General features: G+C 62.7%; 29 protein-coding genes and 1 riboswitch. Of the genes, 17 read left to right on the top strand and 12 right to left on the bottom strand.

Going from position 1 to position 25,412, the window contains the following annotated elements; genetic code table 11:
- Positions 1–2 precede the first annotated feature (2 nt).
- From R1W01_RS13130 to R1W01_RS13160, 7 genes are all read right to left on the bottom strand, one after another.
- Positions 3–593 carry a hypothetical protein gene (locus R1W01_RS13130; protein WP_297755738.1) on the bottom strand — a complete coding sequence of 197 codons (591 nt, stop codon included), beginning with the start codon at positions 591–593 and terminating at the stop codon, positions 3–5.
- Between the two features lie 134 nt (positions 594–727).
- Positions 728–1,435 carry an alpha/beta fold hydrolase gene (locus R1W01_RS13135; RefSeq protein ID WP_297755739.1) on the bottom strand — a complete coding sequence of 236 codons (708 nt, stop codon included), beginning with the start codon at positions 1,433–1,435 and terminating at the stop codon, positions 728–730.
- Positions 1,428–2,216, bottom strand: coding sequence for a 3-oxoadipate enol-lactonase (gene pcaD / locus R1W01_RS13140; RefSeq protein ID WP_297755741.1), 789 nt, complete (start codon positions 2,214–2,216; stop codon positions 1,428–1,430). Before pcaD ends, R1W01_RS13135 begins: the two co-directional genes overlap by 8 nt.
- A gap of 69 nt (positions 2,217–2,285) precedes the next feature.
- The gene (locus R1W01_RS13145; RefSeq protein ID WP_297755743.1) at positions 2,286–3,479 is read right to left on the bottom strand and encodes an endonuclease/exonuclease/phosphatase family protein; all 1,194 of its coding nucleotides are present in this window, start codon (positions 3,477–3,479) and stop codon (positions 2,286–2,288) included.
- Between the two features lie 23 nt (positions 3,480–3,502).
- Entirely contained in the window at positions 3,503–4,477 is a 975-nt protein-coding gene (locus R1W01_RS13150; protein WP_297755745.1) for a threonine/serine dehydratase, read from the bottom strand.
- Entirely contained in the window at positions 4,474–5,319 is an 846-nt protein-coding gene (locus tag R1W01_RS13155; protein ID WP_297755747.1) for an alpha/beta fold hydrolase, read from the bottom strand. The genes R1W01_RS13150 and R1W01_RS13155 overlap by 4 nt, the downstream gene beginning before the upstream one ends.
- Entirely contained in the window at positions 5,320–6,006 is a 687-nt protein-coding gene (locus tag R1W01_RS13160) for a haloacid dehalogenase type II (RefSeq protein ID WP_297755749.1), read from the bottom strand.
- Positions 6,007–6,159: 153 nt separating this feature from the next.
- Here R1W01_RS13160 and R1W01_RS13165 point away from each other — a divergent pair, with 153 nt between their 5' ends.
- Together R1W01_RS13165 and R1W01_RS13170 are read left to right on the top strand one after the other, a co-directional pair.
- Positions 6,160–6,588, top strand: coding sequence for a peptidylprolyl isomerase (locus R1W01_RS13165; RefSeq protein ID WP_243614434.1), 429 nt, complete (start codon positions 6,160–6,162; stop codon positions 6,586–6,588).
- Positions 6,589–6,716: 128 nt separating this feature from the next.
- Complete coding sequence (locus R1W01_RS13170; RefSeq protein ID WP_297755752.1) at positions 6,717–7,133, top strand: VOC family protein; 417 nt, start codon at positions 6,717–6,719, stop codon at positions 7,131–7,133.
- Between the two features lie 41 nt (positions 7,134–7,174).
- Here the strand turns inward: R1W01_RS13170 and R1W01_RS13175 are convergent, their stop codons facing one another.
- Together R1W01_RS13175 and R1W01_RS13180 are read right to left on the bottom strand one after the other, a co-directional pair.
- Entirely contained in the window at positions 7,175–7,963 is a 789-nt protein-coding gene (locus R1W01_RS13175; protein ID WP_243614432.1) for an enoyl-ACP reductase, read from the bottom strand.
- Between the two features lie 50 nt (positions 7,964–8,013).
- On the bottom strand, positions 8,014–8,502 hold the full coding sequence (locus R1W01_RS13180) for a MarR family winged helix-turn-helix transcriptional regulator (RefSeq protein ID WP_317275254.1): 489 nt from the start codon (positions 8,500–8,502) through the stop codon (positions 8,014–8,016).
- Positions 8,503–8,582: 80 nt separating this feature from the next.
- On the opposite strand from R1W01_RS13180, the gene R1W01_RS13185 reads away from it, so the two are divergent.
- Positions 8,583–9,155, top strand: a complete 573-nt coding sequence (locus R1W01_RS13185) for a hypothetical protein (protein WP_297755756.1) — start codon at positions 8,583–8,585, stop codon at positions 9,153–9,155.
- A gap of 13 nt (positions 9,156–9,168) precedes the next feature.
- Here R1W01_RS13185 and fabB read toward each other — a convergent pair whose 3' ends face one another.
- Both fabB and fabA read right to left on the bottom strand, forming a co-directional pair.
- Positions 9,169–10,398 carry a beta-ketoacyl-ACP synthase I gene (gene fabB, locus R1W01_RS13190; protein WP_297755758.1) on the bottom strand — a complete coding sequence of 410 codons (1,230 nt, stop codon included), beginning with the start codon at positions 10,396–10,398 and terminating at the stop codon, positions 9,169–9,171.
- 26 nt (positions 10,399–10,424) lie between these two features.
- Positions 10,425–10,934 carry a bifunctional 3-hydroxydecanoyl-ACP dehydratase/trans-2-decenoyl-ACP isomerase gene (fabA, locus tag R1W01_RS13195; protein WP_243614428.1) on the bottom strand — a complete coding sequence of 170 codons (510 nt, stop codon included), beginning with the start codon at positions 10,932–10,934 and terminating at the stop codon, positions 10,425–10,427.
- Between the two features lie 220 nt (positions 10,935–11,154).
- Here fabA and irrA point away from each other — a divergent pair, with 220 nt between their 5' ends.
- Together irrA and R1W01_RS13205 are read left to right on the top strand one after the other, a co-directional pair.
- Positions 11,155–11,571 carry an iron response transcriptional regulator IrrA gene (gene irrA / locus R1W01_RS13200; RefSeq protein WP_243614427.1) on the top strand — a complete coding sequence of 139 codons (417 nt, stop codon included), beginning with the start codon at positions 11,155–11,157 and terminating at the stop codon, positions 11,569–11,571.
- A gap of 91 nt (positions 11,572–11,662) precedes the next feature.
- Positions 11,663–12,649, top strand: a complete 987-nt coding sequence (locus tag R1W01_RS13205) for an NADPH:quinone reductase (RefSeq protein WP_297755761.1) — start codon at positions 11,663–11,665, stop codon at positions 12,647–12,649.
- A 10-nt stretch (positions 12,650–12,659) separates the two neighbouring features.
- Here the strand turns inward: R1W01_RS13205 and R1W01_RS13210 are convergent, their stop codons facing one another.
- The gene (locus R1W01_RS13210) at positions 12,660–13,529 is read right to left on the bottom strand and encodes a hypothetical protein (RefSeq protein WP_243614425.1); all 870 of its coding nucleotides are present in this window, start codon (positions 13,527–13,529) and stop codon (positions 12,660–12,662) included.
- A 122-nt stretch (positions 13,530–13,651) separates the two neighbouring features.
- On the opposite strand from R1W01_RS13210, the gene miaB reads away from it, so the two are divergent.
- The 12 genes from miaB (at position 13,652) to R1W01_RS13270 (ending at position 25,411) form a co-directional block, all read left to right on the top strand.
- Positions 13,652–14,992, top strand: coding sequence for a tRNA (N6-isopentenyl adenosine(37)-C2)-methylthiotransferase MiaB (gene miaB, locus R1W01_RS13215; protein WP_243614424.1), 1,341 nt, complete (start codon positions 13,652–13,654; stop codon positions 14,990–14,992).
- 260 nt (positions 14,993–15,252) lie between these two features.
- The gene (locus tag R1W01_RS13220; RefSeq protein WP_243614423.1) at positions 15,253–15,807 is read left to right on the top strand and encodes an OmpA family protein; all 555 of its coding nucleotides are present in this window, start codon (positions 15,253–15,255) and stop codon (positions 15,805–15,807) included.
- 12 nt (positions 15,808–15,819) lie between these two features.
- Positions 15,820–16,119 carry a hypothetical protein gene (locus R1W01_RS13225; RefSeq protein WP_243614422.1) on the top strand — a complete coding sequence of 100 codons (300 nt, stop codon included), beginning with the start codon at positions 15,820–15,822 and terminating at the stop codon, positions 16,117–16,119.
- Positions 16,120–16,270: 151 nt separating this feature from the next.
- Entirely contained in the window at positions 16,271–17,308 is a 1,038-nt protein-coding gene (locus R1W01_RS13230) for a PhoH family protein (protein WP_243614421.1), read from the top strand.
- Positions 17,309–17,341: 33 nt separating this feature from the next.
- The gene (gene ybeY / locus R1W01_RS13235; protein WP_297755765.1) at positions 17,342–17,836 is read left to right on the top strand and encodes an rRNA maturation RNase YbeY; all 495 of its coding nucleotides are present in this window, start codon (positions 17,342–17,344) and stop codon (positions 17,834–17,836) included.
- A 30-nt stretch (positions 17,837–17,866) separates the two neighbouring features.
- The gene (locus tag R1W01_RS13240) at positions 17,867–18,751 is read left to right on the top strand and encodes a hemolysin family protein (RefSeq protein WP_297755766.1); all 885 of its coding nucleotides are present in this window, start codon (positions 17,867–17,869) and stop codon (positions 18,749–18,751) included.
- Positions 18,735–20,237, top strand: a complete 1,503-nt coding sequence (gene lnt, locus R1W01_RS13245) for an apolipoprotein N-acyltransferase (RefSeq protein ID WP_297755767.1) — start codon at positions 18,735–18,737, stop codon at positions 20,235–20,237. The genes R1W01_RS13240 and lnt overlap by 17 nt, the downstream gene beginning before the upstream one ends.
- Positions 20,238–20,271: 34 nt before the next feature.
- A riboswitch (SAM-SAH riboswitch) is annotated at positions 20,272–20,320 on the top strand.
- Between the two features lie 4 nt (positions 20,321–20,324).
- The gene (gene metK / locus R1W01_RS13250; RefSeq protein WP_297755768.1) at positions 20,325–21,506 is read left to right on the top strand and encodes a methionine adenosyltransferase; all 1,182 of its coding nucleotides are present in this window, start codon (positions 20,325–20,327) and stop codon (positions 21,504–21,506) included.
- A 110-nt stretch (positions 21,507–21,616) separates the two neighbouring features.
- Positions 21,617–22,477, top strand: a complete 861-nt coding sequence (locus R1W01_RS13255; protein WP_297755769.1) for a bile acid:sodium symporter family protein — start codon at positions 21,617–21,619, stop codon at positions 22,475–22,477.
- A gap of 53 nt (positions 22,478–22,530) precedes the next feature.
- A complete protein-coding gene (gene trmB / locus R1W01_RS13260) occupies positions 22,531–23,244 on the top strand; it encodes a tRNA (guanosine(46)-N7)-methyltransferase TrmB (protein WP_297755770.1) in 714 nt (237 codons plus the stop codon).
- 203 nt (positions 23,245–23,447) lie between these two features.
- On the top strand, positions 23,448–24,800 hold the full coding sequence (gene aroA, locus R1W01_RS13265) for a 3-phosphoshikimate 1-carboxyvinyltransferase (protein ID WP_297755771.1): 1,353 nt from the start codon (positions 23,448–23,450) through the stop codon (positions 24,798–24,800).
- Positions 24,800–25,411 carry a (d)CMP kinase gene (locus tag R1W01_RS13270; RefSeq protein ID WP_297755772.1) on the top strand — a complete coding sequence of 204 codons (612 nt, stop codon included), beginning with the start codon at positions 24,800–24,802 and terminating at the stop codon, positions 25,409–25,411. Before aroA ends, R1W01_RS13270 begins: the two co-directional genes overlap by 1 nt.
- Position 25,412 lies beyond the last annotated feature (1 nt).

Genomic DNA, 25,412 nt, shown 5'->3' on the forward strand with positions numbered 1-25,412 from the left:
CATTACCCTCGTAGCATTTCCTCGAGGCGGGTCGTCAGGCGGCCCGGAAGTTGGTGGAAGCCCGCCTCTGTGAGAGCGGTTTCGAATTCGTCGGCTTGGGCCGCAAAGGCCTTTGGGGCGGCTTCATAGCGATCCAGCGCCTTGGTCAGGATCACGTGCGATTTCTCGAGATAGACCTCGCGCAGGATATAAAGCTTGGCGCGGGCGCGATCCGTGCCGAGCGTGTCGATGCCTTGCGCTAGGCCATGTGCTTTGATCGGGTTGTAAAAACTCAGTGCGTCATAGCAGAGTCGTTCGGGGCGGCTTAGGGGGCGGCGCAACTGGCGCTTGCGCTTGGCTTTGGCGAAAAGCGCCTCGACCGGCACCGCGCCGCGCCGGTAGGGATCGATCCAATAGGCCAAGAGCCAGAATAAGCTCGCCAAGATCAGCGCGACGATAAGCCATTTGCCCGCCGCCCCGGCCAGAGAGGCAAGAAAAGAAGGCGCGAGCGCGATCCGATCGAGCAGGGCGAGTGCCAGAAGTGGGACCATGGCCAAGAGGGAAAACCACCTGAGGGCGCGCAACAGGGCGTGAAGTTCTTGTCGAGTCGTCATGAAAAAATGTCTTGTGTCGCGATGAAGTCTTGGACACTTGACTAACATAAGAACATGACGCGGACGCAACGGAAAAATGTATTTGTTAATAATATATTAATCTTTGCAGGAACGGTTGCCTGCAAGATGCGCGATCAGGCGATAATCCGAGTGATCAGCGCGGCAAGCCCAGCGGGATCAGCGAAGAAGGGCGAATGGCTGGTGTTCATTTCATGCACCGATCCGCGCGGCCAGTCGGCGACCATCTCTGCCTGAAATTCGGTCGGGATGGCGTTGTCCTGAAGGCAGCGGATATAGCTTCGTGGCACGGTGAGATGCCCGGTTCCAAGGTGGGCCGGGGTGGTTTGCGGCAGGGTTGCCTGTTGCGAGATATGGGCGAGGGCGTACGCGGTCGTGCCTTCGGGGCAATCGGCATAGAAGGTCTCGCGCGCGTGCTCGGGTTTGATGCCGTAGGAGAGGCCCGAGGGATCGCGGTCAACCGCCTTGAGGATCGGCTGGCGCGGGGCGAGTTTGCGCATATCGACGAGGGAGTGGCCCTCAAACGGGACATAGGCGCAGAGATAGATCAGATGCGTGATGCGATCGGGCGCGATGTCGGCGGCAAGCGTGGCGGGAAAGCCGCCCCAGCTATGGGCGACGACCACGGTTTCGTCACCAAGGGCCTCGACGACGGACTGGGTGCAGGCGTCGAGCGTCACTTCGGAGAGCGGTGTGGGATCGCCGCCGTGGCTTGGCATGTTCATGGCGCGGGGGGCATGGCCAAGCGCCTGGAGCGCGGGGATTGTGTCGCGCCAGCACCAAGCGCCGTGACAGGAGCCGTGGACGAGTAGGATATCAGACATGACCGGTTTCCTTGAGGAAGGTGGTCAGGAGGGCGGCGTAGTCCTCGGGCTTTTCGACGCAAGGCAGATGCCCGGCGCGGCGGATCAGTTCGAATTTCGAGCCATGGATGAGGTTCACGGTTTCGCGCACGAGATCGGGCGGAGAGGCGCCGTCCTCGGAGCCTGCGATGCCGAGCGTGGGCAGGCGCAGGCCGGAGGTGGGCGTGTAGAAATCGGTGCCCGCGATGGCGGCGCAGCAGCCGGCATAGCCTTCGGCGGGTTGGCGCACGAGCATGTTGCGCCAAAGCTCAAGCTCGGCCGTGGTGCGGAAATCGCGCCCGAACCAGCGTTCCATGATCGGATCAGCGAGCGCCTCGATGCCATCGCGTTTCACGGTATTGAGGCGGTCCTCCCACATCTCCTTGGTACCCATTTTGGCCGCCGTGTTCGACAGCACCATGGCGCGCACGAGATCGAGCCGCTTGACGGCGAGCCCTTGGGCGATCATGCCGCCGATGGAAAGGCCGACGAACATCGCGTCCTTGACCTCGAGCAGATCAAGAAGCTTTTCGGTGTCGCGCACCAGCGCGCCCATGGAATAGGGGCCGGGCGGGCAGGACGAGAGGCCGTGGCCGCGCTTGTCAAAGCGGATGATGCGGAGACCTTCGGGCAAGTGCGGCAAGACCGGATCCCAGAGGCGCAGATCGGTGCCGAGGGAGTTGGCAAAAACGATGGGCGCGCCAGACGGATTGCCATCTATCCGGTAATGCAGGCGGACATCGCCTAGGTCTGCGATCTTCATGGGCGCGGGCTCCGTTTGTCTTTCAAGGTGGCGGCTAAAGTGGCGCGCTGCGCAGGCAGGTGCAAGCGCTCAGTCGCGCAGATGCATATGGGCCATGATCTGGCCGTGATCGGAGGCGAGTTTGTTATAGGGGGCTTCGGCGTGGCTTCCGTCGGTGAGGTGGTCATTGAAGACCGAGAAATATTCCATGTCGCCGATACGCGCCTCATTGTCGGGGTGAAAATGGTGCGAGAGGTAGATTTCATCGAGGCTTTCGTAGACGCCACCGAAAGCCGCCGTATAGACCATGTCGCGCAAGGACTTGCGCACGAAGAGGCGTTCGGCGCTTGTCAGGCGGTTGGCGATGACGGCGGATGTGATGGCGACATTCTCCTCTTTGGAATAGCGGTCGTTATAGTCCTTGGCGTCGTGGCGCAGCATCCATGAATAATTGCGGAAGGGTTGCTCGCCGGAGATGATCTCGGACGAGACGGCGTGTTCGCCATCGTTGAAATCGCCAAGCACCATGACCGGGTGGCCTGCGTCCAGTTCAGCCACGATCTCGCGGCGCAAGACCCAGGCCTCGGCCATGCGGCGCAGGGCAGAGCGCAGAGAGCCGAGGGCACGGCCCACGGGGTCATAGTTGGTCAGGTCGGATTCCGGGGCATAGTCGGCGCCTTCGGGGGTGATGAATTCGCCGAGTTTCGATTTCAGATGGCAGTTGAAGACGGTGATCGTGCGGTTGCCGACGGGCACGCGCGCTTTGAGGATCGGGCGCGACAGGCGCGGCAGGCGGTAGCTTCCGGCGCCGTCACCGGTCAGGTCGCGCAAGGGAATATCGAGCGGTTCATCGAGGTCTTGGATGATCTCGGGCGTGCCGACAAATCCGAAGCGCGACAGGATTGCGACACCGGGACGGCGTTTGCCGGGTAGGCCGGTGTCGTTGGCATTGGGGGCAAAGGCGAGGGCCGCGCCTGTATAGGGGGTGTAGCCGAGTTTGCGGAAGATCGCCTTTTTGCGGTAGCTCTTGGATTTTGAGGGCAGCACGGCGTCGTTGCTCTCGAGGCCGATGCGGTCGGCCTCGGCGATCACGTCACGCAGGGCGTCTTCTTCGAAAATCTCCTGAAAGCCGATGATGTCGGCGTCCATGGAAAAGAGCTGTTGCGCCATCCAATCCTCTTTCCAGGCGTATTCCTCAGGGGTGTAGGACTGAAATTCATAGAACTCCTTGTCCGGGCCGATGAGGTTCTTGACGTTGAAAGAGGCGATGGTGAAGCGGGTCATGGTGCGTCCTTGGGCCGAGAGGGTCAGGCGAAGCGGTCGAGGGCCTGTTTGAAGACCTCCGCGTCGACATTGCCGCCAGTTGTGACGGCGATCACGTCGTCGCCTTCGATTGCGTCACCGTGGAAAAGTGCTGCGGCAAGCGCCACGGCGCCGCCGGGCTCGACAACGATTTTGAGGCGCAGGAAGGCGAGCGCCATGGCGTGCAGTGCTTCGTCTTCGGTTACAACGATGCCGGGGCCGCAGAGGCGCGACAGGATCGGGAAGGTGATCTCACCCGGCGCGGGGGTGATGATCGCATCGCAGAGACCGCCGGATGTCTTGGCGTTATGTTCGATTTGGCCCGAGGTGAGCGAGCGTGCGACATCGTCGAAACCCTGCGGTTCTACCGGGCGCACCCGAAACGCGGGGGCGTCCGCCTCAAGCGCCAAGGCAATGCCCGAGGTCAGTCCGCCACCGCCGCAACAGACGAGGACATCGCCCGAAGTCACGCCCATCCCGGCGGCCTGCGCGGCGATCTCGAGGCCGCAGGTGCCCTGGCCCGCGATGACCTGAGGTTCGTCATAGGGTTTGATGAGGGTGAGGCCGCGCTCAGTGGCGATGCGGTCGCCGACCTCTTCACGGGCCTCGCCGCCGGGGCGGTCATAGAGCACGACCTCGGCGCCGAGGGCGCGGGTGTTGTCGATCTTCAGGCGCGGTGCGTCATTGGGCATCACGATCACGGCCGGCGCATTATGGCGGGCGGCGGCAAGGGCGACGCCCTGGGCATGGTTGCCGGAGGAATAGGCGATCACGCCGCGCTTGCGGGTCGCCTCATCCAGGGCGGAGACCGCAGACCAGCCGCCCCGGAATTTGAACGAGCCGGTATGTTGGAGACATTCGGGTTTGACGATGACACGGCGGCCCGCGATCTCGTCAAGAAAGGGCGAGGTCAGGAGCGGAGTACGGCGCGCGTGGCCTTCGAGGCGGGTCGCGGCGGCGCGGATCATGTCGATATTCATGGCATCTGGGCCTTGTCTAGGGCGGCGGTCCAGTCCTTGAGGACGGCGATGGACTCCGGTTCGTCGAGAAAGGGCACATGGCCCCGGTTGGGTACGGTGGCATGGATCAAGCCGGGCGCGCGGCGCGCCATATGGGCGAGGGTCTCGGAACTCAGGATGTCAGAGTTTGCCCCGCGGATCGCCGCGAGGGGACGGTCTGTGAGCGTCTCGTAGAGCGGCCAGAGATCGGGCGCTTCGGCGTCGGGGTCGAACCCGGCGGCGACGGCGTCGCGCAGTTTCGGATCATAGTTGATCTTGAGGCCATCTGGGGTCTCGACAAAGTGTTTCTCGACCTCCTCACGCCAACGGCTTTCGGGGACGCCATCGAACCCGGCCATGCGCGCGCCGAACACCGCGACGGCCTCATCATGGGTTTTCCAGGCCGGGTTGCGCCCGAGGAAGCCCATGATGACCTCGAGGCCCGAAAGCTCGATCACTGGCCCGATGTCCACGAAACACACGCCAAGCAGGCGCGAAGGCGCCATGGCGGCCAGCGTCAACGCGATGAGGCCTCCGCGCGAGGTGCCAAGGATGGCGGCCTTCTCGAGCCCAAGATGGTCCATCAGGGCGAGGATATCCTGCGCCTCCTGCGGGATGGTGTAGGTCATCGGATCGGCGGCCCAGTCGGATTGGCCGCGCCCACGATAATCAGGGCGGATCACCCGCACATCTGAAAGGGCGGGCAGGGCATAGTCGAAATCCGTGCCGTTGCGGGTCAGACCCGACAGGCAGAGGACCGGCAGGCCATTGCCCTCATCCGTGTAGTGGAGGGTGAGGCCGTCGGAGGAGGTAAAGCTTGGCATTCAGGCTCCTGCGAGATCGGGGATTGTGGTCAGGTCCGAGAGGACATGCCCTGGTGTCCAGGGCAGGCGGTCCATCGGATCGCCTGCGCGATTGACCCAAGCCGTGGTAAAACCATAGCCCGAGGCTGCCGCTGCGTCCCAGCCGTTGGAGGAGACGAAGAGCACCTCGTGGGGGGCGCAGCCGAAGCGATCTCCGACAAGGTCATAAACGGCGCGGGCCGGTTTGAAGATGCCGACGCTTTCGACACTCAGAACATCGTCGAGCAACGCGCCGATCCCGGCGCTCTGCACTGCGCCATCGAGCATGGCGGGCGAGCCGTTGGAGAGGATCGCGGTATTGAAGCCAGCGGATTTGAGAGCGTCGAGCATGGCCGGCACCTCGGGGTAGGCGGACAGCTCCCAGTACAGTTGCAAGAGACGTTCGCGCAGAGGGGCGTCGCCCGCAAGGCCGCTTGCTTCGAGCGCCCAGTCGAGACCGTTCTGTGTCACTTCCCAGAAATCCGTATGTGCCCCGGTCACGGCGCGAAGCCAGCTATATTGGATCTGCTTCAGGCGCCAGTGATCTGCGACCTTTGGCCAATGTTCGGCAAAAGCCTCGCGTCCCGGCTCGGCAGCGGCTTCGCGGGCGGCGGCGGCCACATCGAAGAGCGTGCCATAGGCATCGAAGATACAGGTGGTGATAGTCATGCGCGGTCTCCCTTTGAGGGCATAGTGACAGGCGGGGCGGGGCTGTCAAACGGGAAGGGGTCTATTTGCAATTCGAGGCACGAATCACTAGGGTGCGCCCTTTACCATTCGACCGGGGCGCCCGGTTGAGAGCCAGACAGAATTGGACAGAACATGACGGCTGCAAAATCGGGCGACACCGTCCGTATCCACTACACCGGCACCCTCAGCGACGGATCGGTCTTTGACAGCTCCGAAGGCCGCGACCCGCTTGAGTTCACGCTGGGCTCTGGTCAGGTTATCCCCGGCTTTGATACGGGCGTGACCGGCATGGAAGTGGGTGAGAAGAAGACCATCGAGATTCCGAGCGATGAGGCCTATGGCCCGGTGCACGAGGAAGCCCGTCAGGACGTGCCGCGCGCGCAGATCCCGGACGAGATTCCGCTCGAGGTTGGTATTCAGCTTCAGATGCAGTCGCCCACGGGGCAGGTTGTGCCGGTGACCGTCGTGGCGATCACCGACGAAGCGGTGACGCTTGACGCGAACCACCCGCTTGCGGGCAAAGACCTCACATTTGCGCTCGAGCTTGTCTCGATCGGCTAAGCCCCGGCGCATCGTGTTTTGGATTGGCCCGCAGGTGCGCCCTGCGGGCTTTTCTTTTGCCTGTGTCGTCGGCTTGGGTCTAGGCTTTGGGATGCGGCCAGCCAGGTATTTGGGAGCGGGGACGCGAGATGATTGCTTATGTCACGGTGGGCGCAGACGATATTTCGCGCGCGCGACGGTTTTACGACGCGATCCTGCCCGTGCTCGGCTATGCGCTGCGCGAGGGTCCGGAGGGGTTAAGCTATGCACTGCCCGTCGCGCCTGGGGAGCGTCCTGTCCTGCCGGATTTCTACGTCAAGCCGACCTATGATGGGCGACCGGCCTCTGCGGGCAACGGCGCGATGGTGGCATTTGAGCTGCGGGCGCAGGCACAGGTGCGCGCGCTTCATGCGGCAGGGCTTGCGGCCGGGGGCACCGACGAGGGCGCGCCGGGGTTTCGCGAGAGTTATGGGCCACAGTTCTTTGTCGGCTATCTGCGCGATCCGCAGGGCAACAAGATCGCGCTTTTCTCAAGCGATCCGGATGAGCCGGGGCGCGACGGGTAGAGCGGCGGCGAAGGCTTTTCGAACCGCCTTCGCCGTTTGTCTCAGAGGTTTTCCGGCTGCGGCATGCCGAGGATGTGATAGCCGCCGTCGACGCGGATGATCTCGCCCGTGGTAAAGGCGCCGGAGTCCGAAGCAAGGTAGACGGCGGTGCCGCCCACGGCCTCGAGCGTCGCATTGGAGCGCATCGGGGCGTTTTCCTCGGTCTGGCGGAAGGTCTTGCGCGCACCGCTGATAGCGGCCCCGGCGAGGGTCTTCATCGGGCCGGGGGAGATCGCGTTGACGCGAATGCCATCGGGGCCAAGATCGTTGGCGAGGTAGCGGGTTGCGGCCTCGAGCGCGGCTTTGGCGACACCCATGACGTTGTAATAGGGGGTCACGCGGTTGGAGCCCTGATAGGTCAGGGTCAGGATCGTGCCGCCATTGTCCTTCATCAGGGGGTGCGCCCGGCGGGCGACCTCGATCAGTGAATAGCAGGAGATGTCGAGGGAGTTCTTGAAGTTGGCGCGGGTCGTATCGACGAAACGCCCAGCAAGTTCGCTCTTGTCCGAATAGGCAATGGCGTGGACGAGGAAATCAATCGTGCCCCAGCGCTCTTGCAGCTTTGCGAAGGCCGCGTCGAGGGAGGCGTCGTCGGTGACGTCCACGTCAACCATGAAATCGCTTCCGACGCTTTCAGCGAGCGGGGCGAGGCGCTTGCCAAAACCTTCGCCCTGATAGGTGAAGGCGAGTTCCGCCCCGGCCTCGGCCATGGCCTTTGCAATGCCCCAAGCGATGGAGCGTTCATTGGCGACACCCATGATCAGGCCGCGTTTTCCGGAAAGTTGCTGCATTTTCTGTCCCTCTACAGTCGGCTTCCAAATGGCCGTTTTCTTCCTCTAGGTCAAGTCGGGCCCTGATCGCGGCGCGTGTCAAGGAAATGGCTAAACCGGGTGAGCGACGTGAGAAAGGCGTCGAGCTCTTCTGGGGTCCAGTCGGCGAACCATCGGGGCAGGTCGGGGATCAGGGCCTTTTGCACCGCGCGCAGATGCGCGGCGCCGTCTTCCGTGATCTGGGCGGCGCGGGCGCGGCGGTCATGGGGTGTTGCGACGAGGCGCACCCAGTCGTGGGCCGCGAATTTGGCGATCATCTTGGTCACCGCCGGTTGGTGGACCTCGACCGCATGGGCGATTTCGGTGATGCGCTGGGCGTCGGGTGTGCCGTCGGGGCGGCGGCGGCGCGACAGGTGGGCGAGGACCGAAAGCTGTGCCGGGGTGAGGTCATGGGCAGCGAGGCGGCGAGCGAGCAGGCTTTGGTAGAGTTGCGAGGTGATGCCGAACCGGGTCGTGACCTCGAGAATCGTGTCGATGGAGTGGGGCATTTCGGGGGGCATGGGGTCTCGGCGCGGTTTTGGGATTGAATTATTCCCTGGAATGTAATTTATATTCCATGGAATGTAAATGGAGATTCGCGATGTTGCGTTTGATTGATAAGACTTTTTCCCTTCGGCTTTGGATTCACCTTGGGCTCGTGGTTCTGAGCTTTGTCGGTTTTCAGGCGGTGAAGGCGCAGCTTGATGCCTCCTATGCCGCGAGCCAGCATCCCGTGGATTACGCCACGGGCCAGACCACGTTCAGCGGTCCGGCGATCAAGGGGTTTTACGCCCATATGCAGGAGGCGGGCACGCTCGATATCTATTTGCGTACACAGATCATCGACTTTGGGTTCATCCTTGCCGTGATGTGTCTTGGCTGGTGTCTTGCGACGCTTGTTGCGCGGGGCGCGCGCGCAGGGAGCCTTGCCCGCAAGGTAGGGATCGGCGCGGCGTGTCTTGCCGTCGCGGGGGCGGGGATGGACGCGCTCGAGAACGCGGTCTCCTTCGTGATGCTCGCCGACCCGCAGGGGTTTGCGGACTGGCTTGCCTATCCCTATTCGGGCTTTGCCGTGGCCAAGTTCGCGCTGCTCACCCTTGCCATGCTGACGCTTCTGGTGAGCCTGCTTCTCAACGCAACAGGGCGCCTCATCGGGCGCCCTGCTCTTGGATAGGTGAAGCGGGCGATTAGCCCGTGTATTTCGACAGCAGCATCGAGCCGTTGGTGCCGCCAAAGCCGAAGCTGTTGGTCATCACGGTGTCGAGGCCCGCGTTCTCGACCAGCTTGGTCGCGATTTCGCCCTCGTTGATCGCCGGGTCGAGGGTTTCGACGTTGATCGACGGGGTGATGAAATCGTGTTTGAGCATCAACAGGCAGAAGATCGCCTCGAGCGCACCGGCGGCGCCTTGGGCGTGGCCGGTCATCGACTTGGTCGAGGAGATCGGCGGCTGGGCCTTGCCGTCAAAGACGCGGCGCACGGCTTCGACTTCACCGACATCGCCCACCGGTGTCGAGGTGCCGTGGGCGTTGATGTAATCGACGCTGCGGCCCTCGGGAAGGGTTTCCATCGCGAGGCGCATGGCGCGTTCGCCGCCTTCGCCGGAAGGGGCGACCATGTCGTGACCATCCGAGGTCGCGGCAAAGCCAGTGACTTCGGCGTAGATCGTTGCGCCACGGGCGAGGGCGTGGTCGAGATCTTCGAGGACGACGATGCCGCCGCCGCCGGAGATCACGAAACCATCGCGGGTCTCGTCGAAGGCGCGCGAGGCGGCTTCGGGCGTGTCGTTATATTTCGAGGACATCGCGCCCATGGCGTCGAACAGGCAGGAGAGCGTCCAGTCGAGCTCTTCCCCGCCGCCTGCGAACATCACGTCCTGCTTGCCCATCATGATCTGTTCGGCGGCGTTGCCGATACAGTGCAGCGAGGTCGAGCAGGCCGAGGTGATCGAGTAGTTGATGCCCTTGATCGAGAACGCGGTCGCGAGATTCGCGGAGATCGTGGAGGACATGCATTTCGGCACCGCGAAGGGGCCGATACGTTTGGTCGCACCGGATTTCAGCACCACCTGATGCGCGGCGAGCATGGCCGAGGTCGAAGGACCGCCGGAACCGGCGACGAGGCCGGTGCGGGTATTGACGATCTGGTCCTCGGTGAGGCCCGCATCGGCAATCGCCTGTTGCATGGCGATATGGGCATAGGCCGCCCCATCGCCCATGAAGCGCAGGGTGCGCTTGTCGATGTGCTCTTTGGTGTCGATCTTGAGCGTACCCGCGATCTGGCTGCGGAAGCCATGTTCGACCATTTCCGGGCTGGCTTCGATACCGGATTTCCCGGCTTTGAGAGAGGCGAGAACCTCTTCGGCATTGTTGCCGATGGACGAGACGATGCCCAGTCCTGTGACGACGACGCGACGCATGTGCGACCTCCTGTTCAGCAATCCGCTCAGCTCTCGGAGAGCGCGACTTTCATGTCTTTGACTTGGTAGATGACTTCGCCATCTGCCTCGACGATACCGTCGGCGACGCCCATGGTCAGGCGGCGGGTCTGGATCGCTTTGGTGAAATCGATCTTGTATGTCAGCATCTTACGGTCGGGGCGCACCATGCCGGTCAGTTTGACTTCGCCCACGCCGAGCGCATAGCCGCGCCCTTGCCAGCCGCGCCAGCCGAGGTTGAAGCCGGTCAGTTGCCAGAGGCCGTCGAGGCCAAGGCAGCCGGGCATGATCGGGTTGCCGGGAAAGTGGCAGTCGAAGAACCAGAGGTCCGGCGTGATATCGAACTCCGCCAGCACATGTCCCTTGCCATGCGCGCCGCCATCGCCGGAGATTTCGGTGATGCGGTCCATCATCAGCATCGGCGGGGCCGGAAGCTGTGCGTTACCTTCGCCAAAAAGCTCGCCGCGGGCGCATTTGAGCAGGTCTTCTTTGTCGAAGCTGGTGGGATAGTCGGCCATAGAGGCTGCCCCTTCTTGATAATCGTTCTTTCGCTCAAGCTTTCGCTCAAGCCCCCTTACCATTCCGCCGAAGGGTCCTGCAAGTGCGCGCGTCGGTCAACACAGGTCACGATGGGGCGAGAGGCCGCTGTCGGGGCGCTCTTGGTTTGCGACTGATTTTCAATTGAAAAACGGGTTTGATTTCATATATGTTGCCCTGTGAAGTGAAAGGCGCGATTGAATGACCACGACTGCTGTTGATAACGGATCGAAATGGCTTGCGAATGCGGGGCTGCGCCCGACGCGTCAGCGTCTGGCACTTGCGACGCTGCTTGTCGGCGATGGGCATGATCGGCACGTCACTGCCGAAAGCCTTTACGCGGATGCCAAGGCCGGAGGCGAGAGTGTCTCGCTCGCGACCGTTTACAACACGCTCCGCGCTTTTTGCGACGCGGGCCTGATGCAAGAGATCACGGTCGACGGCTCCAAGAGCTATTTCGACACCAACATGGACGATCACCCGCATTTCTTCTGGGAAGAAGAACGTAAGCTCACGGATGCGCCTGTTGATCAGCTTGAGATTCGCCGCCTGCCGGATGTGCCGGACGGGGCGGAGATTTCCAAGGTGGACGTGGTGATCCGTCTGCGCCACAAGTAAGGCGCGGCAGAAACGTTGACAGGAACGGGGGCCGGGTGGCCCTTTTTTCATGTCCGGTTGATGCGCGTGTGTGCGACAGGGAGGGGATATCGTGAAAGCAGTGATCTACCGTGCGTTCGGCGCGGCCAAGGATGTCTTGTCGGTCGAAGAGATCGCAACGCCTGCACCGGGGCCGGGAGAGGTTCTTGTGCGGGTGGCGTTTTCCGGAGTGAACCCGTCGGACGTTAAGGCTCGCGCGGGATCGCGACCGGGCGTGACCAAGCCGCCGTTCCCTGAAATCGCACCGCATAGTGACGGCGCGGGCGTGATTGAGGCCGTGGGCGCAGGTGTGGACCCGGCCCGCGTGGGCGAGCGTGTCTGGCTTTGGAATGGGCAATGGCAACGCGCGCTTGGCACCTGCGCGGAATTTATCGCGCTGCCCGAGGCACAGGCGGTGCGGCTGCCGGAGGCTGTGTCGCTTGAGGTCGGGGCGGTGCTCGGTATTCCGGGGCTGACGGCGGCGCAGTGCGTGTTTGGCGGCGGTGATGTTGCGGGAAAGACGGTGTTGATTTCCGGCGGGGCCGGGACGGTTGGGCACCTTGCAGTGCAGCTTGCGAGCTGGGGCGGCGCGACGGTGATCGCCACGGGATCGCCGAAGGATTTCGACAAGATGCGCAAAGCGGGAGCGGCGCAGGTGCTTGATTATCACAGCGAGAATCTTGCCGCGGATATCCTTGCCGCGAATGGCGGCATGCCTGTGGATGCGGCGGTCGAGGTCGAGTTCGGGACGAACATCGCGGTGCTGGCCGAGGTGATGGCGCCGAACGGGCGGGTGGCGATCTATGGCTCGGCCAAGGACATGGCCCCGACGATCCCGTTTGGCCCAATCCTGTTCAAGGCGCTGACGCTTGATGTGGTGCTGATCTATATCCTGCCAGAGGCGGAGCGCGCCGCGGCGATCGCACGGTTGCATGGCGCTTTGGACGAGGGGGCGCTTGAGGTGCCCGTGGGACAGGTCTTTGCCCCGGAAGACGCGGCGAAAGCGCATGAGGCCGTGGAAGCCGGGGGACGCGACGGGGCGGTTCTGATCGCGTTTTAAGGGCGGTGTCCTAGAACCACTGTCCCGGCTCCATCAGGCCGAGGTCCAGAAGCTGGCGCGAGTGCCATTCGAAGGGCACGGAATTGTGCCAACGGAAGGATTGGATATCGAAGGTCGAGCCGGGATTGGTCTTGAGCGCCTTGGCGGTGCGAAATGAACAGACCGCCGCCGTCAGGTTGTTGTGCCACTCGCAGCTATAGGTGTTCATCTCTTCGTCGTTGAACGTGAAATCCTCACGCAGTTCGAGGCCGGGCTTGGCCTGAAACAGGGCGATCCGGTCAATCTTACGTCGATGTCCCGGGATATGCTCTTCGTAGCGCCAGCGCAGGCCGCCGAAGAAATCGAGCTGGCGTTCCTTGGGGTGATTGTGGTTGCTCGGGTCGGGCCGGGCGAGGGCGTAGTAGCCGGATTTGTCGAGCATCGTGTCGTCGAGGGAGACGGCATTGGGATGCGCGGCAAGGTCACTTGCGTAGAGGTCCACCACATAGGCGAGCATCGCGAAGCGGCGCTCTTCCATGTGGAACACGGTCATCTCTCCGATGGTGCGGCTCTCGCAGAAGGGGAAGAAAAGGTACTCGCCGTTGAAGCAATAATAGAACCACGTGCCGGGCGCTGCGGCGATGATCTTGTTTACGGTATCAATCATCGCCTGCCCGGTGGGGCGTTCCATGGTCACGCGGACCGTGGTGTCCTGTAGATCGTCAGGCAGGGGGAAGGCGGCGGGCATGAAGGCGATGACCTTCTTGAAGCCGAGCGCCTGATGGTGGCGGATGGTGGTGTCGATCTCGACCTCGTCCTCCACGAACACAAGCGCCACAGGCCCTTTGGCCAGATGGTCCGCACCATCGCGCAGGAAGGCTGTGAGGGTGTCGTAGGTCATGAGGGGCCTTGCGTGAAACCGAACTGCTCTTTCCTGTCAAATTCCGTCAATTCGCCGGGCATTGCAAGCGGCAGGGGTTTTCATGTAGAGACGCGGCCTGAAACCGCGACAGGACCGGGCACATGGACAACACCAAGGCCGATACGAAAAAGCTCTTCATCAAGACCTATGGCTGTCAGATGAACGTCTACGACAGCGAGCGCATGGCAGAGGCCATGGGCGGCGCGGGGTATGTCACCACCGACAGCCCCGATGACGCAGATATGATCCTGCTCAACACCTGTCACATTCGGGAGAAAGCGGCAGAGAAGGTCTATTCCGAGCTGGGCCGTTTCAAGGGGCTGAAGGCGGAGAAGCCGGACCTCAAGATCGGCGTCGCGGGCTGTGTCGCGCAGGCCGAAGGCGAGGAAATCATGCGCCGTCAACCGCTTGTCGATCTCGTCGTGGGGCCGCAGGCCTATCACCGCCTGCCCGAGATGGAAGCCAAGGCACAGGGCGGGGAAAAGGCGCTCGACACCGATTTCCCGGAAGAGGACAAGTTCGAGCGGCTCAAGAGCCGCCCCAAGGCCAAACGCGGCCCAACCGCGTTCCTCACGGTGCAGGAGGGATGTGACAAGTTCTGCGCCTTCTGCGTGGTGCCTTATACGCGTGGTGCCGAAGTCAGCCGCCCGGTCGAGCGGATCGTCACCGAGGCGCGCGATCTTGTGGAGCGCGGGGTGCGCGAGATCACGCTTCTTGGTCAGAACGTCAACGCCTATCACGGCGCTGGGCCAAGTGGCGATACGTGGTCGCTGGCCAAGCTGATCTGGGAACTCGACAAGGTAGATGGGCTTGAGCGCATCCGCTTTACCACGAGCCACCCGAACGACATGAGCGACGATCTTATCGAGGCGCATGGGGAATGTGCCAAGCTCATGCCGTATCTGCACCTGCCGGTGCAATCGGGAAGCAACAAGATCCTCAAGCGGATGAACCGCAGCCATGACCGCGACAGCTACCTGCGCCTGATCGAGAAAATCCGCGCGGCGCGGCCCGATATTCTTATCTCGGGCGATTTCATCGTCGGCTTCCCCGAGGAGACGGCAGAGGATTTTGAGGACACGATGGACCTCATCCGTGAGGTGCAATACGGGCAGGCGTTCAGCTTTAAATACTCGTCACGCCCCGGCACCCCGGCGGCGGAACGTCCGCTTGTCGATGACGCGGAAGCGAGCGAGCGGCTCTACCGTTTGCAGGCCCTCATCACCGAGCAGCAGCGCGCCATTCAGGACAGCATGGTTGGCCGCGAGGTTGGGGTTCTGTTCGAAAAGCCGGGCCGTTTCGAAGGGCAGATGGTTGGCAAATCCGACTATCTCCACGCGGTGCATGTTGCGGATACGGATGCCGGGATCGGCGATCTGCGCCGGGTGAGAATCGTCGAGAGCGGGGCCAATTCTCTGGCCGGTGTCGTCGTCTCGGATTGATGCGGGGGCGGAAACAATTTCGCCGCCTTTCAATGTGTTGTCCTCAGGGTGGCTTTTAACCGGGCAGTTGGTGCCTGTGGTGCAGGGCCAAAAACACATTGTTGCCACAATTGACTACCAGATATTGTGAAACTCTCTTCACAGGGTGTCCAAATTTGCTAGAGTGACCGACATTACGAAATCGGTCACGCGATGTCTTTTGGCGTTCGCCTGACCGAAGGTTGGCAAAGGATATTGCTGTGGCGGATAAGAGAAAAAGCATGATCCGGGCCGTTTTCGGGGGAGCAGTGGCGGTTTGCCTGGCGCTTGTTACCCTCGCTCAGCCCGCAGCGGCACAGAACCAGCGAACTGTGCTTGGACAAGAATACATTCCGACCATTTGGGTCGATCCGGATGGATGCGAACACTGGGTCATGGATGACGGTGTCGAGGGCTACATGTCGCCCCACGTCAACCGCCAGGGCATCCCGGTCTGTCGGCGCGGCAATGTTTGCGGCGTGATGCCGTCGGACCAGTTCTTTGCCACGGACCGCTATTCGATCAACGCGGCGAACCGTCAGCGTCTTGCACAGTTCTTCAACAGCGCGACCGCATCGGCCTTTATCATTGCCGGCCACACCGACAGCCGCGCCAGCGACGAATACAACATGCGCCTGAGCTACAACCGCGCCAACGCGGTGGCCAAGGTCGCCCGCTCGGTGGGCGCGCGCGTGATCGACGTGCGCGGTTATGGCGAGCGGATGCCGCGTGCTTCGAACCGGTCGTCGTCCGGCATGGCGCAGAATCGCCGCGTCGAAATCATCTGCATTCGTTAAGGGGGAATGGATATGAAACTCTCTCGGGGACTCCTTCTCCTCGCCTTGGCCACATCGGTTGCGGGCTGCGTCGGCAACAAAGTCGACAAGACAGTCGACCGCGGCTTTGACAGCAAACACCTCAGCCAGCTCAAGGCCGGTATCTGGGTCGATCCGAACGGTTGTGACCACTGGATCATTGATGACGGCGTCGAGGGATACCTCTCGCAACGCCTTGATCCCTATGGCAAACCGGTCTGTTCCGGTGCGGCGCCTCCGGGCGTGGCGACCGGTCCGTTCAAGAAGGGCTCGGCCTTCGGCGACGCGATCTGACGCCAGTCAAAACATTTCGGGAAAGGGCCGCGAGTTTCACCACGCGGCCCTTTTTTGTGACAGCTTCGCGAAATCTCTCCTGCTTTGCCTTGCGTATGGGCGCGCGACTTGGCACCCTCAACATATAGACTCGCATGTGCAGGAGAATTGATTGGCCACAGGTGTCCTGACCCCGCCGTCCCCGTCCGGCTCTCTCGGCGAAACCCTTGTCGAATTTCCGGATAACCGATTGCTCATCGACCTCTGCGGTGAATATGACCGCAACCTGGCCGACATCGAACAGAAACTCTCGGTTCAAATTCTGCGCCGCGGCAACCAGCTTGCCATTCACGGCGAAGAGGCCGCTCGTAAGGAAGCCGGAGAGGTGCTTGAGGCGCTTTATCATCGGCTCGAGACGGGCAAATCCGTTGAACATGGTGACATTGACCGTGAGATCCGCATGGGCGGATCGGAAGCAGATACCGGCGCGCGCGCGGGCGATCAGCTTGAGATGTTCAAGGGCGGTCCGGTCGAGATCAAGACGCGTAAGAAACTCGTGGAGCCGCGCACCGATGCGCAGAAGGCCTATGTGCTATCGCTGTTCAATCACGAACTGGCCTTTGGCATTGGCCCGGCGGGCACGGGGAAGACCTATCTTGCCGTTGCCGTGGGTGTGTCGATGTTCATCGAGGGGCATGTGGACCGGATCATCCTGTCGCGTCCGGCGGTGGAAGCGGGCGAAAAGCTCGGCTACCTGCCCGGCGACATGAAAGACAAGGTCGATCCTTATATGCAGCCGCTTTATGATGCGCTGAACGATTTCCTGCCGGGCAAGCAGCTTGCCAAGTTGATCGAGGAAAAGCGTATCGAGATCGCGCCGCTTGCGTTCATGCGGGGCCGCACGCTGGCCAATGCCTTCGTGGTGCTCGACGAGGCGCAGAACGCGACCACGATGCAGATGAAGATGTTCCTCACCCGACTCGGAGAAGGCTCGCGCATGGTCATCACCGGCGACCGGAGTCAGGTCGACCTGCCGCGTGGCGTGCCGTCGGGGCTTCGGGATGCGGAGCGACTCCTGAAGGGGATCGACAATATCTCGTTCAATTACTTCACCGCGTCCGATGTGGTGCGCCACCCGCTTGTGGCGGCGATCATCAAAGCCTATGACGCCGACGCACAGGAAGAGATGATCAAGAAGGGCCGTGAATAGGCCCCTCTTCTTGGCGGAGTCGAAGGGCGGGGCATGCTAACCGATACGATCATTGAGGACGACCGTTGGCAGGCCCTTGGGTTTGAGGCTCTGGCAGAGGCGGCGGCACAGGCCGTGCTTGCGCATCTTGGGATCGCCTCGGGGGATTGGGAGATTGCGGTTCTGGCTTGCGATGATGCGCGGATTGCTGAACTGAACGCGGATTTCCGTGACAAGGCGGCGGCGACGAATGTGCTCTCATGGCCCTCGGAAGAGAGGGGCGCGGCGCAAGACGGCGACGCGCCCGCACCACTTGAGCCGGGGTTCGACCCCGAGCTTGGCGATATCGCGATTGCCTTTGAAACCTGCGCCCGCGAGGCCGAAGAGGCGGGCAAACCGATGGCCGACCACGTGACGCATCTCGTGGTGCACGGGGTTCTGCATCTTCTTGGCTTCGATCATATCCGTGACAAGGATGCCACGTTGATGGAGGGGCTGGAGACGGCGATACTTGGCAAAATGGGCATTGCTGACCCATATAGGGTATGAAACGGGGCATATCCCCTATGGAAAGGTGAAATGGGCGACAGTCAGGACGGGTCCTCTAACGCAGCGCTGAGCGCGCAGCCGTTGGGCCAGACACATAAGAGTAGCGGCTTCTTTGGCCGCATCGTTGAAGCACTCAGCCCCGGCGAGGCCGCGACCGGAACACCCTCCGGCGTGCAGCCTGCCCAGGCCTCCCGAAAACACGGCATGATGAACCTGCGCCGGATGCGAGTTGAGGATGTGGCCATTCCGATGGCCGATATCGTCGCCGTGCCGGGCAACATCAGCAAGGATGAGCTTGTCACGGTCTTTCATGACAGCGGCATGTCCCGCCTGCCGGTGTATGAAGGCACGCTTGATACGCCTCTTGGCTTTATTCACCTCAAGGACTTTGCGCTCAAGCACGGGTTTGCCGCCGAGAATGGCGATTTCGATCTTGCGGCGATGCTGCGTCCGCTTCTCTATGTCCCGCCGTCTATGCCGATTGGCGTTCTGTTGGCCAAGATGCAGGCCGGGCGGCGGCATATGGCGCTGGTGATCGACGAATATGGCGGTGTGGACGGGCTTGTGACCATCGAAGACCTGATCGAACAGGTGATCGGGGAGATCGAAGACGAACATGACGTGGACGAGGACAAGCTTTGGGTGCAGGAGGCGCAGGGATGCTACCTTGCACAGGCCAAAGCGCCTTTGGACGAGTTTCAGGCCGAGGTTGGTCGCGACCTGACGAGCCATGCGTCGGTCGATACCGAGGAAGTTGATACGCTTGGCGGGTTGGTCTTCATGCTTTCGGGCAACGTGCCGGCGCGTGGCGAGGTGGTGAGCCACCCGGACGGGATCGAATTTGAGATCGTCGACGCCGATCCGCGCCGGATCAAACGGCTGCGCGTGCGTTTTGCCGATGCCGCCGCAGGCTGACGGCGCGCTCGGGCGCTGGTGGCAGGCGCGGCGGCGCTCTCATCAGCTGTTGCTCATGGCCGCATTGGGCGGCGAGGCGGCGCTTGGACAGGCGCCGTTTTCCATCCCGGCTCTGAGCCTGATCGGCTTTGCGCTCGCCTTTGCGTTTTTCCCTGCGATGAAAACAGCGCGCGCCGCAGCGGTGGCGGGGCTTTGTTTCGGATTCGGGTATTTCGCGGTGGCGCTGCATTGGATCGTGCAGCCCTTCCTTGTCGATAGTGCCCGCCACGGATGGATGGCGCCTTTTGCGCTGATCCTGATGGCGCTTGGGCTGGCGCTATTCTGGGCGCTGGCCTTTGGACTTGCACGGCGGGCCGGACGCACCGCCTGGACGCTTGTGCCGCTTTTGGCGTTGGCCGAGTTCGGACGGGCCTATTTGTTCACCGGGTTTCCTTGGGCGATGCCGAGCTATGGCCTTGTGAATGGCCTCGGTGGGCAGGCGGCGGCGTGGATCGGGCCGCATGGGCTCAACCTTTTGTTCCTCGCGCTCGCGGTGGCGCTTTCGGTGCTGCCGATCCGGCCTTTTGTCGGGGCGTTTGGCGTGGCGGCGACGGTGGCGGCGCTTTGGCCCTTGGCCGCTCCCCCCGCGCAAGACCCAGAGGCCCCGGTACTGCGTCTTGTACAGCCCAACGCGCCGCAGCGGTTGAAATGGCATCCCGATCACGTCTGGAAGCACTTTGGCCGCGCCATTGAGGCGACGCGGGCCGGTGAGACGCGCCCGGACCTCATCATCTGGCCCGAGACTTCGGTGCCGGTGCGTCTTGGCGATGCGCAGAACACACTCACCACGATTGCCACGGCGGCGGGCGGTGTGCCGGTGGTGCTTGGCATGAACCGGACCGAGGGGCGGCGCATCTACAATTCCGCTGTGGTGCTTGGTGCGGACGGGTTGGTTGCCGGGGTCTACGACAAACATCACCTCGTGCCGTTCGGGGAATACGTCCCCTTCGGCGATCTCATGGCGCAGGTTGGCATTCACGGCCTCGCGGCGCGGGACGGGGCGGGATATTCCTCGGGGCCGGGGCCAAGACTTCTTGATCTCGGGAGCGTGGGGCAGGCCTTGCCGCTCATCTGCTACGAGGTCGTGTTCCCGCAGGATGTGCGCGGCGCACCGGCACGACCGAGGCTGCTGATGCAGATTACCAATGATGCGTGGTTCGGGACGTTTTCAGGCCCATATCAACACCTGCAACAGGCGCGGATGCGGGCGATCGAGATGGGCCTGCCGCTTGTGCGGGCGGCGAATACAGGGGTCTCCGCGGTGATTGATGCACGCGGGCGGGTTGTGGCTGCGCTTGGCCTTGACGAGGCGGGCTATATCGATGCGGGCCTGCCTGCCGCACGGGCCGAGACGGTCTATGCGAAAATCGGAGATATGCCCTTTGCCGCGCTTATGGGGCTACTCTTGGCCCTGACGCTTTGGCGCAGGCGCGGCAAAAGCGATTGACCCGCTGCGGCAGGGCGCGTAAGCCCCTTGGCACCTGTTGTCACAACGGCTTCCTGGCGTGACGACGTAATCCTAATGGAGCATTTCATGAGCAGACAGACCTACACCTTCACCTCGGAATCGGTCTCCGAGGGGCATCCCGATAAGGTGTGTGACCGCATTTCCGATGCCGTATTGGACGCCTTTCTTGCCATCGAGCCCGAGGCGCGCGTCGCCTGTGAGACCTTTGCCACCACGAACCGCGTGGTGATTGGCGGGGAGGTTGGGCTGTCTGACCCGGACAAGCTTACCCAAGTGAAGGACGATCTGGCCCATGTGGTGCGCGACTGTGTGCGCGACATCGGCTATGAGCAGGACAAGTTCCACTGGCGCACTCTTGAGGTTACGAACCTCCTGCACGAGCAATCCGCCCATATTGCTCAGGGCGTCGATGCGGCCGAAAACAAAGACGAGGGCGCGGGCGATCAGGGCATCATGTTCGGCTTTGCCACCAATGAGACCGAGGCGCTCATGCCCGCTCCGATCCAGTATGCCCATGCGATCCTGCGCCGCCTTGCCGAGGTGCGCAAGAACGGCACCGAGCCGAGCCTTGGCCCGGACGCGAAATCGCAGCTTTCGGTGCGCTATGAGAGCGGCAAGCCGGTCGGTGTGTCGTCCATCGTGTTGTCGACGCAGCACCTAGACGAGAGCATGACATCGGATGACGTCCGCAAGGTTGTCGAGCCCTATATCCGCGAGACCCTGCCCGAAGGTTGGATCGACGCGAGCACCGTCTGGCATGTCAATCCGACGGGCAAGTTTGTCATCGGCGGCCCTGATGGCGATGCGGGCCTTACCGGGCGCAAGATTATCGTGGACACCTATGGCGGTGCGGCCCCGCATGGCGGCGGTGCCTTCTCTGGTAAAGACCCGACAAAGGTTGACCGTTCGGCGGCCTATGCGGCGCGCTACCTTGCCAAGAACGTGGTCGCGGCAGAGATGGCGGCGCGTTGCACCGTGCAGCTTTCCTATGCCATTGGCGTGGCCGAGCCGCAGTCGATTTATGTCGATACCCACGGCACGGGCGCAGTTCCGGATGCAGAGATCGAAAAGGCAATCCGTGACGTGATGGACCTCACGCCGCGCGGTATCCGCACGCAGCTCCAGCTCAACAAGCCGATTTTCCAGCGCACAGCAGCCTATGGCCATTTCGGCCGCGCCCCGGAGGCCGATGGCGGGTTCAGCTGGGAAAAGACGGATCTCGTGAGCGCGCTCAAGGCGGCCGTCTAGGCCCCGAGACGGTCAGAGAAAAGACACAGGCCAAAGCCCTCCTGCTACGGAAGGCTTTGGCCTTTTGCATTGGCTGTGGCACTCTCCTGAGGTGAACGGGAGGAACGTATATGTTGTTGGATGTCGCACTGCCATTGTCCTTGGCTTTCATCATGTTTTCGCTGGGCTATGGCCTGACTTTCGCGGATTTCGGGCGGGTGCTCGCGGTGCCGAAGGCAGCGCTTGCGGGGATGGTCCTGCAGATTGTTGTCGTGCCGCTCGTGGCCTATCTGGGACTACAGCTTTTTGACCTGCCACCGGCGCTTGCTTTCGGGGTGATGATCCTTGCCTTTTGTCCCGGGGGCGTGACCTCGAATATCCTGACCAAGCTCGCGGGCGGCACGGTGGCGCTTTCGATCACGCTTACGGCGGTGGTCAGTCTCCTGTCGGTCCTGACGGTGCCGGTTCTTGTGGGCTGGGCTGCGAAGACGTTCCTTGGCGACGGGGCGGAGACGATCAATGTCACGGCGATCGCGGTCTCGATGTTCGCAATCACGACGGTGCCGGTGCTTCTTGGCCTGTTGATCCGGTTCCTCGCGGAGGATTTCGCGCGCCGGAGCGAGGCGTTGGTCTCCAATATCGCTTTGGTCTTGTTTGTGGTGATCGTGGTGGCAGCGCTGGCAACAAACTGGGGGTTGTTCGTTGAAAACATCGCGCGGCTCGGCCCGCTTCTTGTCGCGCTGAATGCGGTGCTCCTCGTGCTTGGCATGGTCGTGGCGCGCGTGATCGGGCTTGGCGGGGCGGACGGCATCTGTATCTCGATCGAGATGGGGGTGCAGAACGCCGCGCTTGGCATCACGGTGGCCGGACTCGTGGCGCAGGTCGGCGGCATCCCGGAGTTCGCGGTGCCCGCCGCCGTTTACGGCATCACCATGTATATCGTCACCATTCCGGGCATGTTCCTTCTGCGCAAGGTGTTCCACGAGGCTTGACGGCGCGCGCTGCACAGGGCAGATGCGGGACCGGTTTTCAATAAGGGGTCGTGATGGCAGACCGGCAACATCCCTCGGGCGCGCCTTGGCGCAATTTCTATGGTCGCTTCAAGGGCAAGGGCCTGCGCAAGTCGCAGGAGGCCTATCTTGACGAGGATCTTGCGGCGCTCGCGCCGGGCAAGGTCACGTGGGAAGAAAACCCCGAGCGCGAGAATATCGACCTTGAGGCGTTGTTCGGCGGTCGCGATGTCTGGCTCGAGGTCGGGTTTGGCGGCGGCGAGCATATGGTGCATCAGGCCGTGCAGAACCCAGACGTCGGGATCATCGGCTGCGAACCATATATCAACGGTGTGGCGATGCTTCTTGGTAAGATCCGAGAAGCGGAAGCCGAGAACATCCGTGTGCATCCCGGGGATGCGCGGGATATGTTTGATGTGCTTCCTGAGGCAAGCATTGCGCGGGCCTTCCTTCTCTATCCTGACCCATGGCCGAAGAAACGCCATCACCGGCGCCGGTTCGTGACGCCGGAGCACCTCGAACCGCTGGCGCGGGTGTTGAAGCCCGGCGCGATTTTCCGCGTGGCGACGGATATTCCCGACTATGTGCGCCAGACCCTCGAACAGGTGCCGAAACACGGGTTTGAATGGCTCGCCGAGGGGCCGGCGGATTGGCGCACGCCTTGGGGCGATTGGATCTCGACACGCTATGAGCAGAAGGCGTTCCGCGAGGGGCGCGTGCCGCATTACCTCACCTTCCGGCGCAAGTAAGACGCTTTGCCCGCCCCCGCGGAGGGGCCGGACAAAGCGGCCTGTCCCGAGGGACAGGCGACAGGGGCGTTGCCCCTCTTGCCCCTAAGGGGCAATTCACCCCAGGATATTTCCGGCAAGAGGAAGAGCGGCGTGCCTGCGGCATGGACGGCTGCGCGGCGTTGCGGTAACAGCTTGGGGCAAGAGCAAAAGAGGAATTGCCCATGTCCGGCCACGGCACCCCAACCCCCATGACCTCCAGCCCCTGTGGCCCGCTTCAGGGCGAGGCGCATGTGCCGGGGGACAAGTCGATCTCGCATCGTGCGCTTCTGTTCGGGGCGATGGCCGTGGGGGAGACTGTGATCACCGGGCTTCTTGAAGGCGAGGATGTGCTTGATACCGCCAAGGCGATGCGGGCCTTCGGGGCTGACATTACGCGGGACGAAGACGGGGTATGGCATGTGTATGGCGTCGGTGTCGGCGGGTTTGCCGAGCCTGACACTGTCATTGATTGCGGCAACTCCGGCACCGGCGTGCGCCTCATCATGGGGGCGATGGCGACGACGGGGATTTCGGCAACCTTCACGGGCGATGCCTCGCTCAACAAACGTCCCATGGCGCGGGTCACCGATCCGATCGCTCTTTTCGGGGCGCAGGCGGTGGGGCGCTCGGGTGGGCGGCTTCCGATGACGATTGTCGGCGCGGCGGAGCCTGTGCCAGTGCGCTATGAGGTGCCGATGCCGTCGGCGCAGGTTAAGTCGGCGGTGCTTCTTGCGGGGTTGAACGCGCCGGGGCAGACCGTTGTGATCGAGAAAGAAGCGACGCGGGATCATACCGAACGGATGCTCGCGGGGTTTGGTGCAGAGATCACCACCGAGGTCACCGATGCGGGCCGGGTCATCACGCTCACCGGGCAGCCGGAGTTGGAGCCACAGACCATCGTCGTGCCACGCGATCCGTCGAGTGCGGCCTTTCCGGTCTGTGCGGCGCTGATCGTGCCGGGCTCGGACGTGCTTGTGCCCAATATCGGGCTCAACCCGACGCGGGCGGGGCTTTTCACCACGCTCAAGGAGATGGGCGCGGACCTGACCTATGAGAACCTGCGCGAAGAAGGGGGCGAGCCGGTGGCAGACCTTCGGGCGCGCTTCTCGCCGAACCTCAAGGGTATCGAGGTCGATCCGGCGCGGGCGGCGAGCATGATTGACGAATACCCGGTCCTTTCGGTCGTGGCGGCATTTGCCGAGGGCGAGACCGTGATGCGCGGCGTGAAAGAGCTTCGGGTCAAGGAAAGCGACCGGATCGACGCCATGGCCAAGGGCTTGCGGCTCAATGGTGTGGAGGTCGAGGAGGGCGAGGATTGGTGGATCGTCAAGGGGCGTGGCGCGGGCAACGTGCCGGGCGGGGCGACCTGCGAGAGCCATCTCGACCACCGGATTGCCATGTCTTTCATGGTGATGGGGATGGCAACCGAGGCCCCTGTCAGCGTTGATGACGGATCGCCGATCGCCACGTCTTTCCCGATCTTCGAGACCCTGATGGGAGGGCTTGGCGCAGAGCTTTCGAAAGGAGGCGCGTAATGGCGTTTACCATCGCGATTGACGGGCCGGCGGCGGCGGGCAAGGGCACGGTGTCAAAGGCTGTGGCCGCGCATTTCGGCTTTGCGCATCTGGATACGGGACTGCTTTATCGGGCGGTCGGGGCGAAGATGCTGGCAGGTGTTGATCCTGTCGCGGCAGCGCAGGGGTTGATGGCGGAAGACCTCGAGGGCGAGGGGCTGCGGTCTCCGGACGTGGCGCAGGCGGCGAGCAAGGTTGCGGCGATTGGCGCGGTGCGGGCGGCTTTGGTCGATTTCCAAAGGGCTTTTGCGCGGCGCGCGGGCGGTGCGGTGCTGGACGGGCGCGATATTGGCACAGTGATTTGTCCGGGCGCGGAGGCGAAGCTTTTCGTCACGGCGAGCGCCGAGGTCCGTGCCGAGCGGCGCTATCTCGAGCTTGTAAACAAGGGGCATGAGACCAGCCGCGAGGCGGTTCTCGCCGATGTAAAAGAGCGCGATGCGCGGGATATGGAGCGGGCGGAAGCGCCGCTAAAGCCCGCTGCGGATGCGGTGGTGATCGACACCAGCGAAATGAGCATCGAAGAGGCGGTCGCCGAGGCGATCAAGGCGATTGATGCGCGGCTTGGGGAGTAGG

Source organism: Shimia sp. FJ5 (assembly GCF_032918335.1).
In the GTDB taxonomy this organism is placed as follows: Bacteria; Pseudomonadota; Alphaproteobacteria; order Rhodobacterales; family Rhodobacteraceae; genus Shimia; species Shimia aestuarii_A.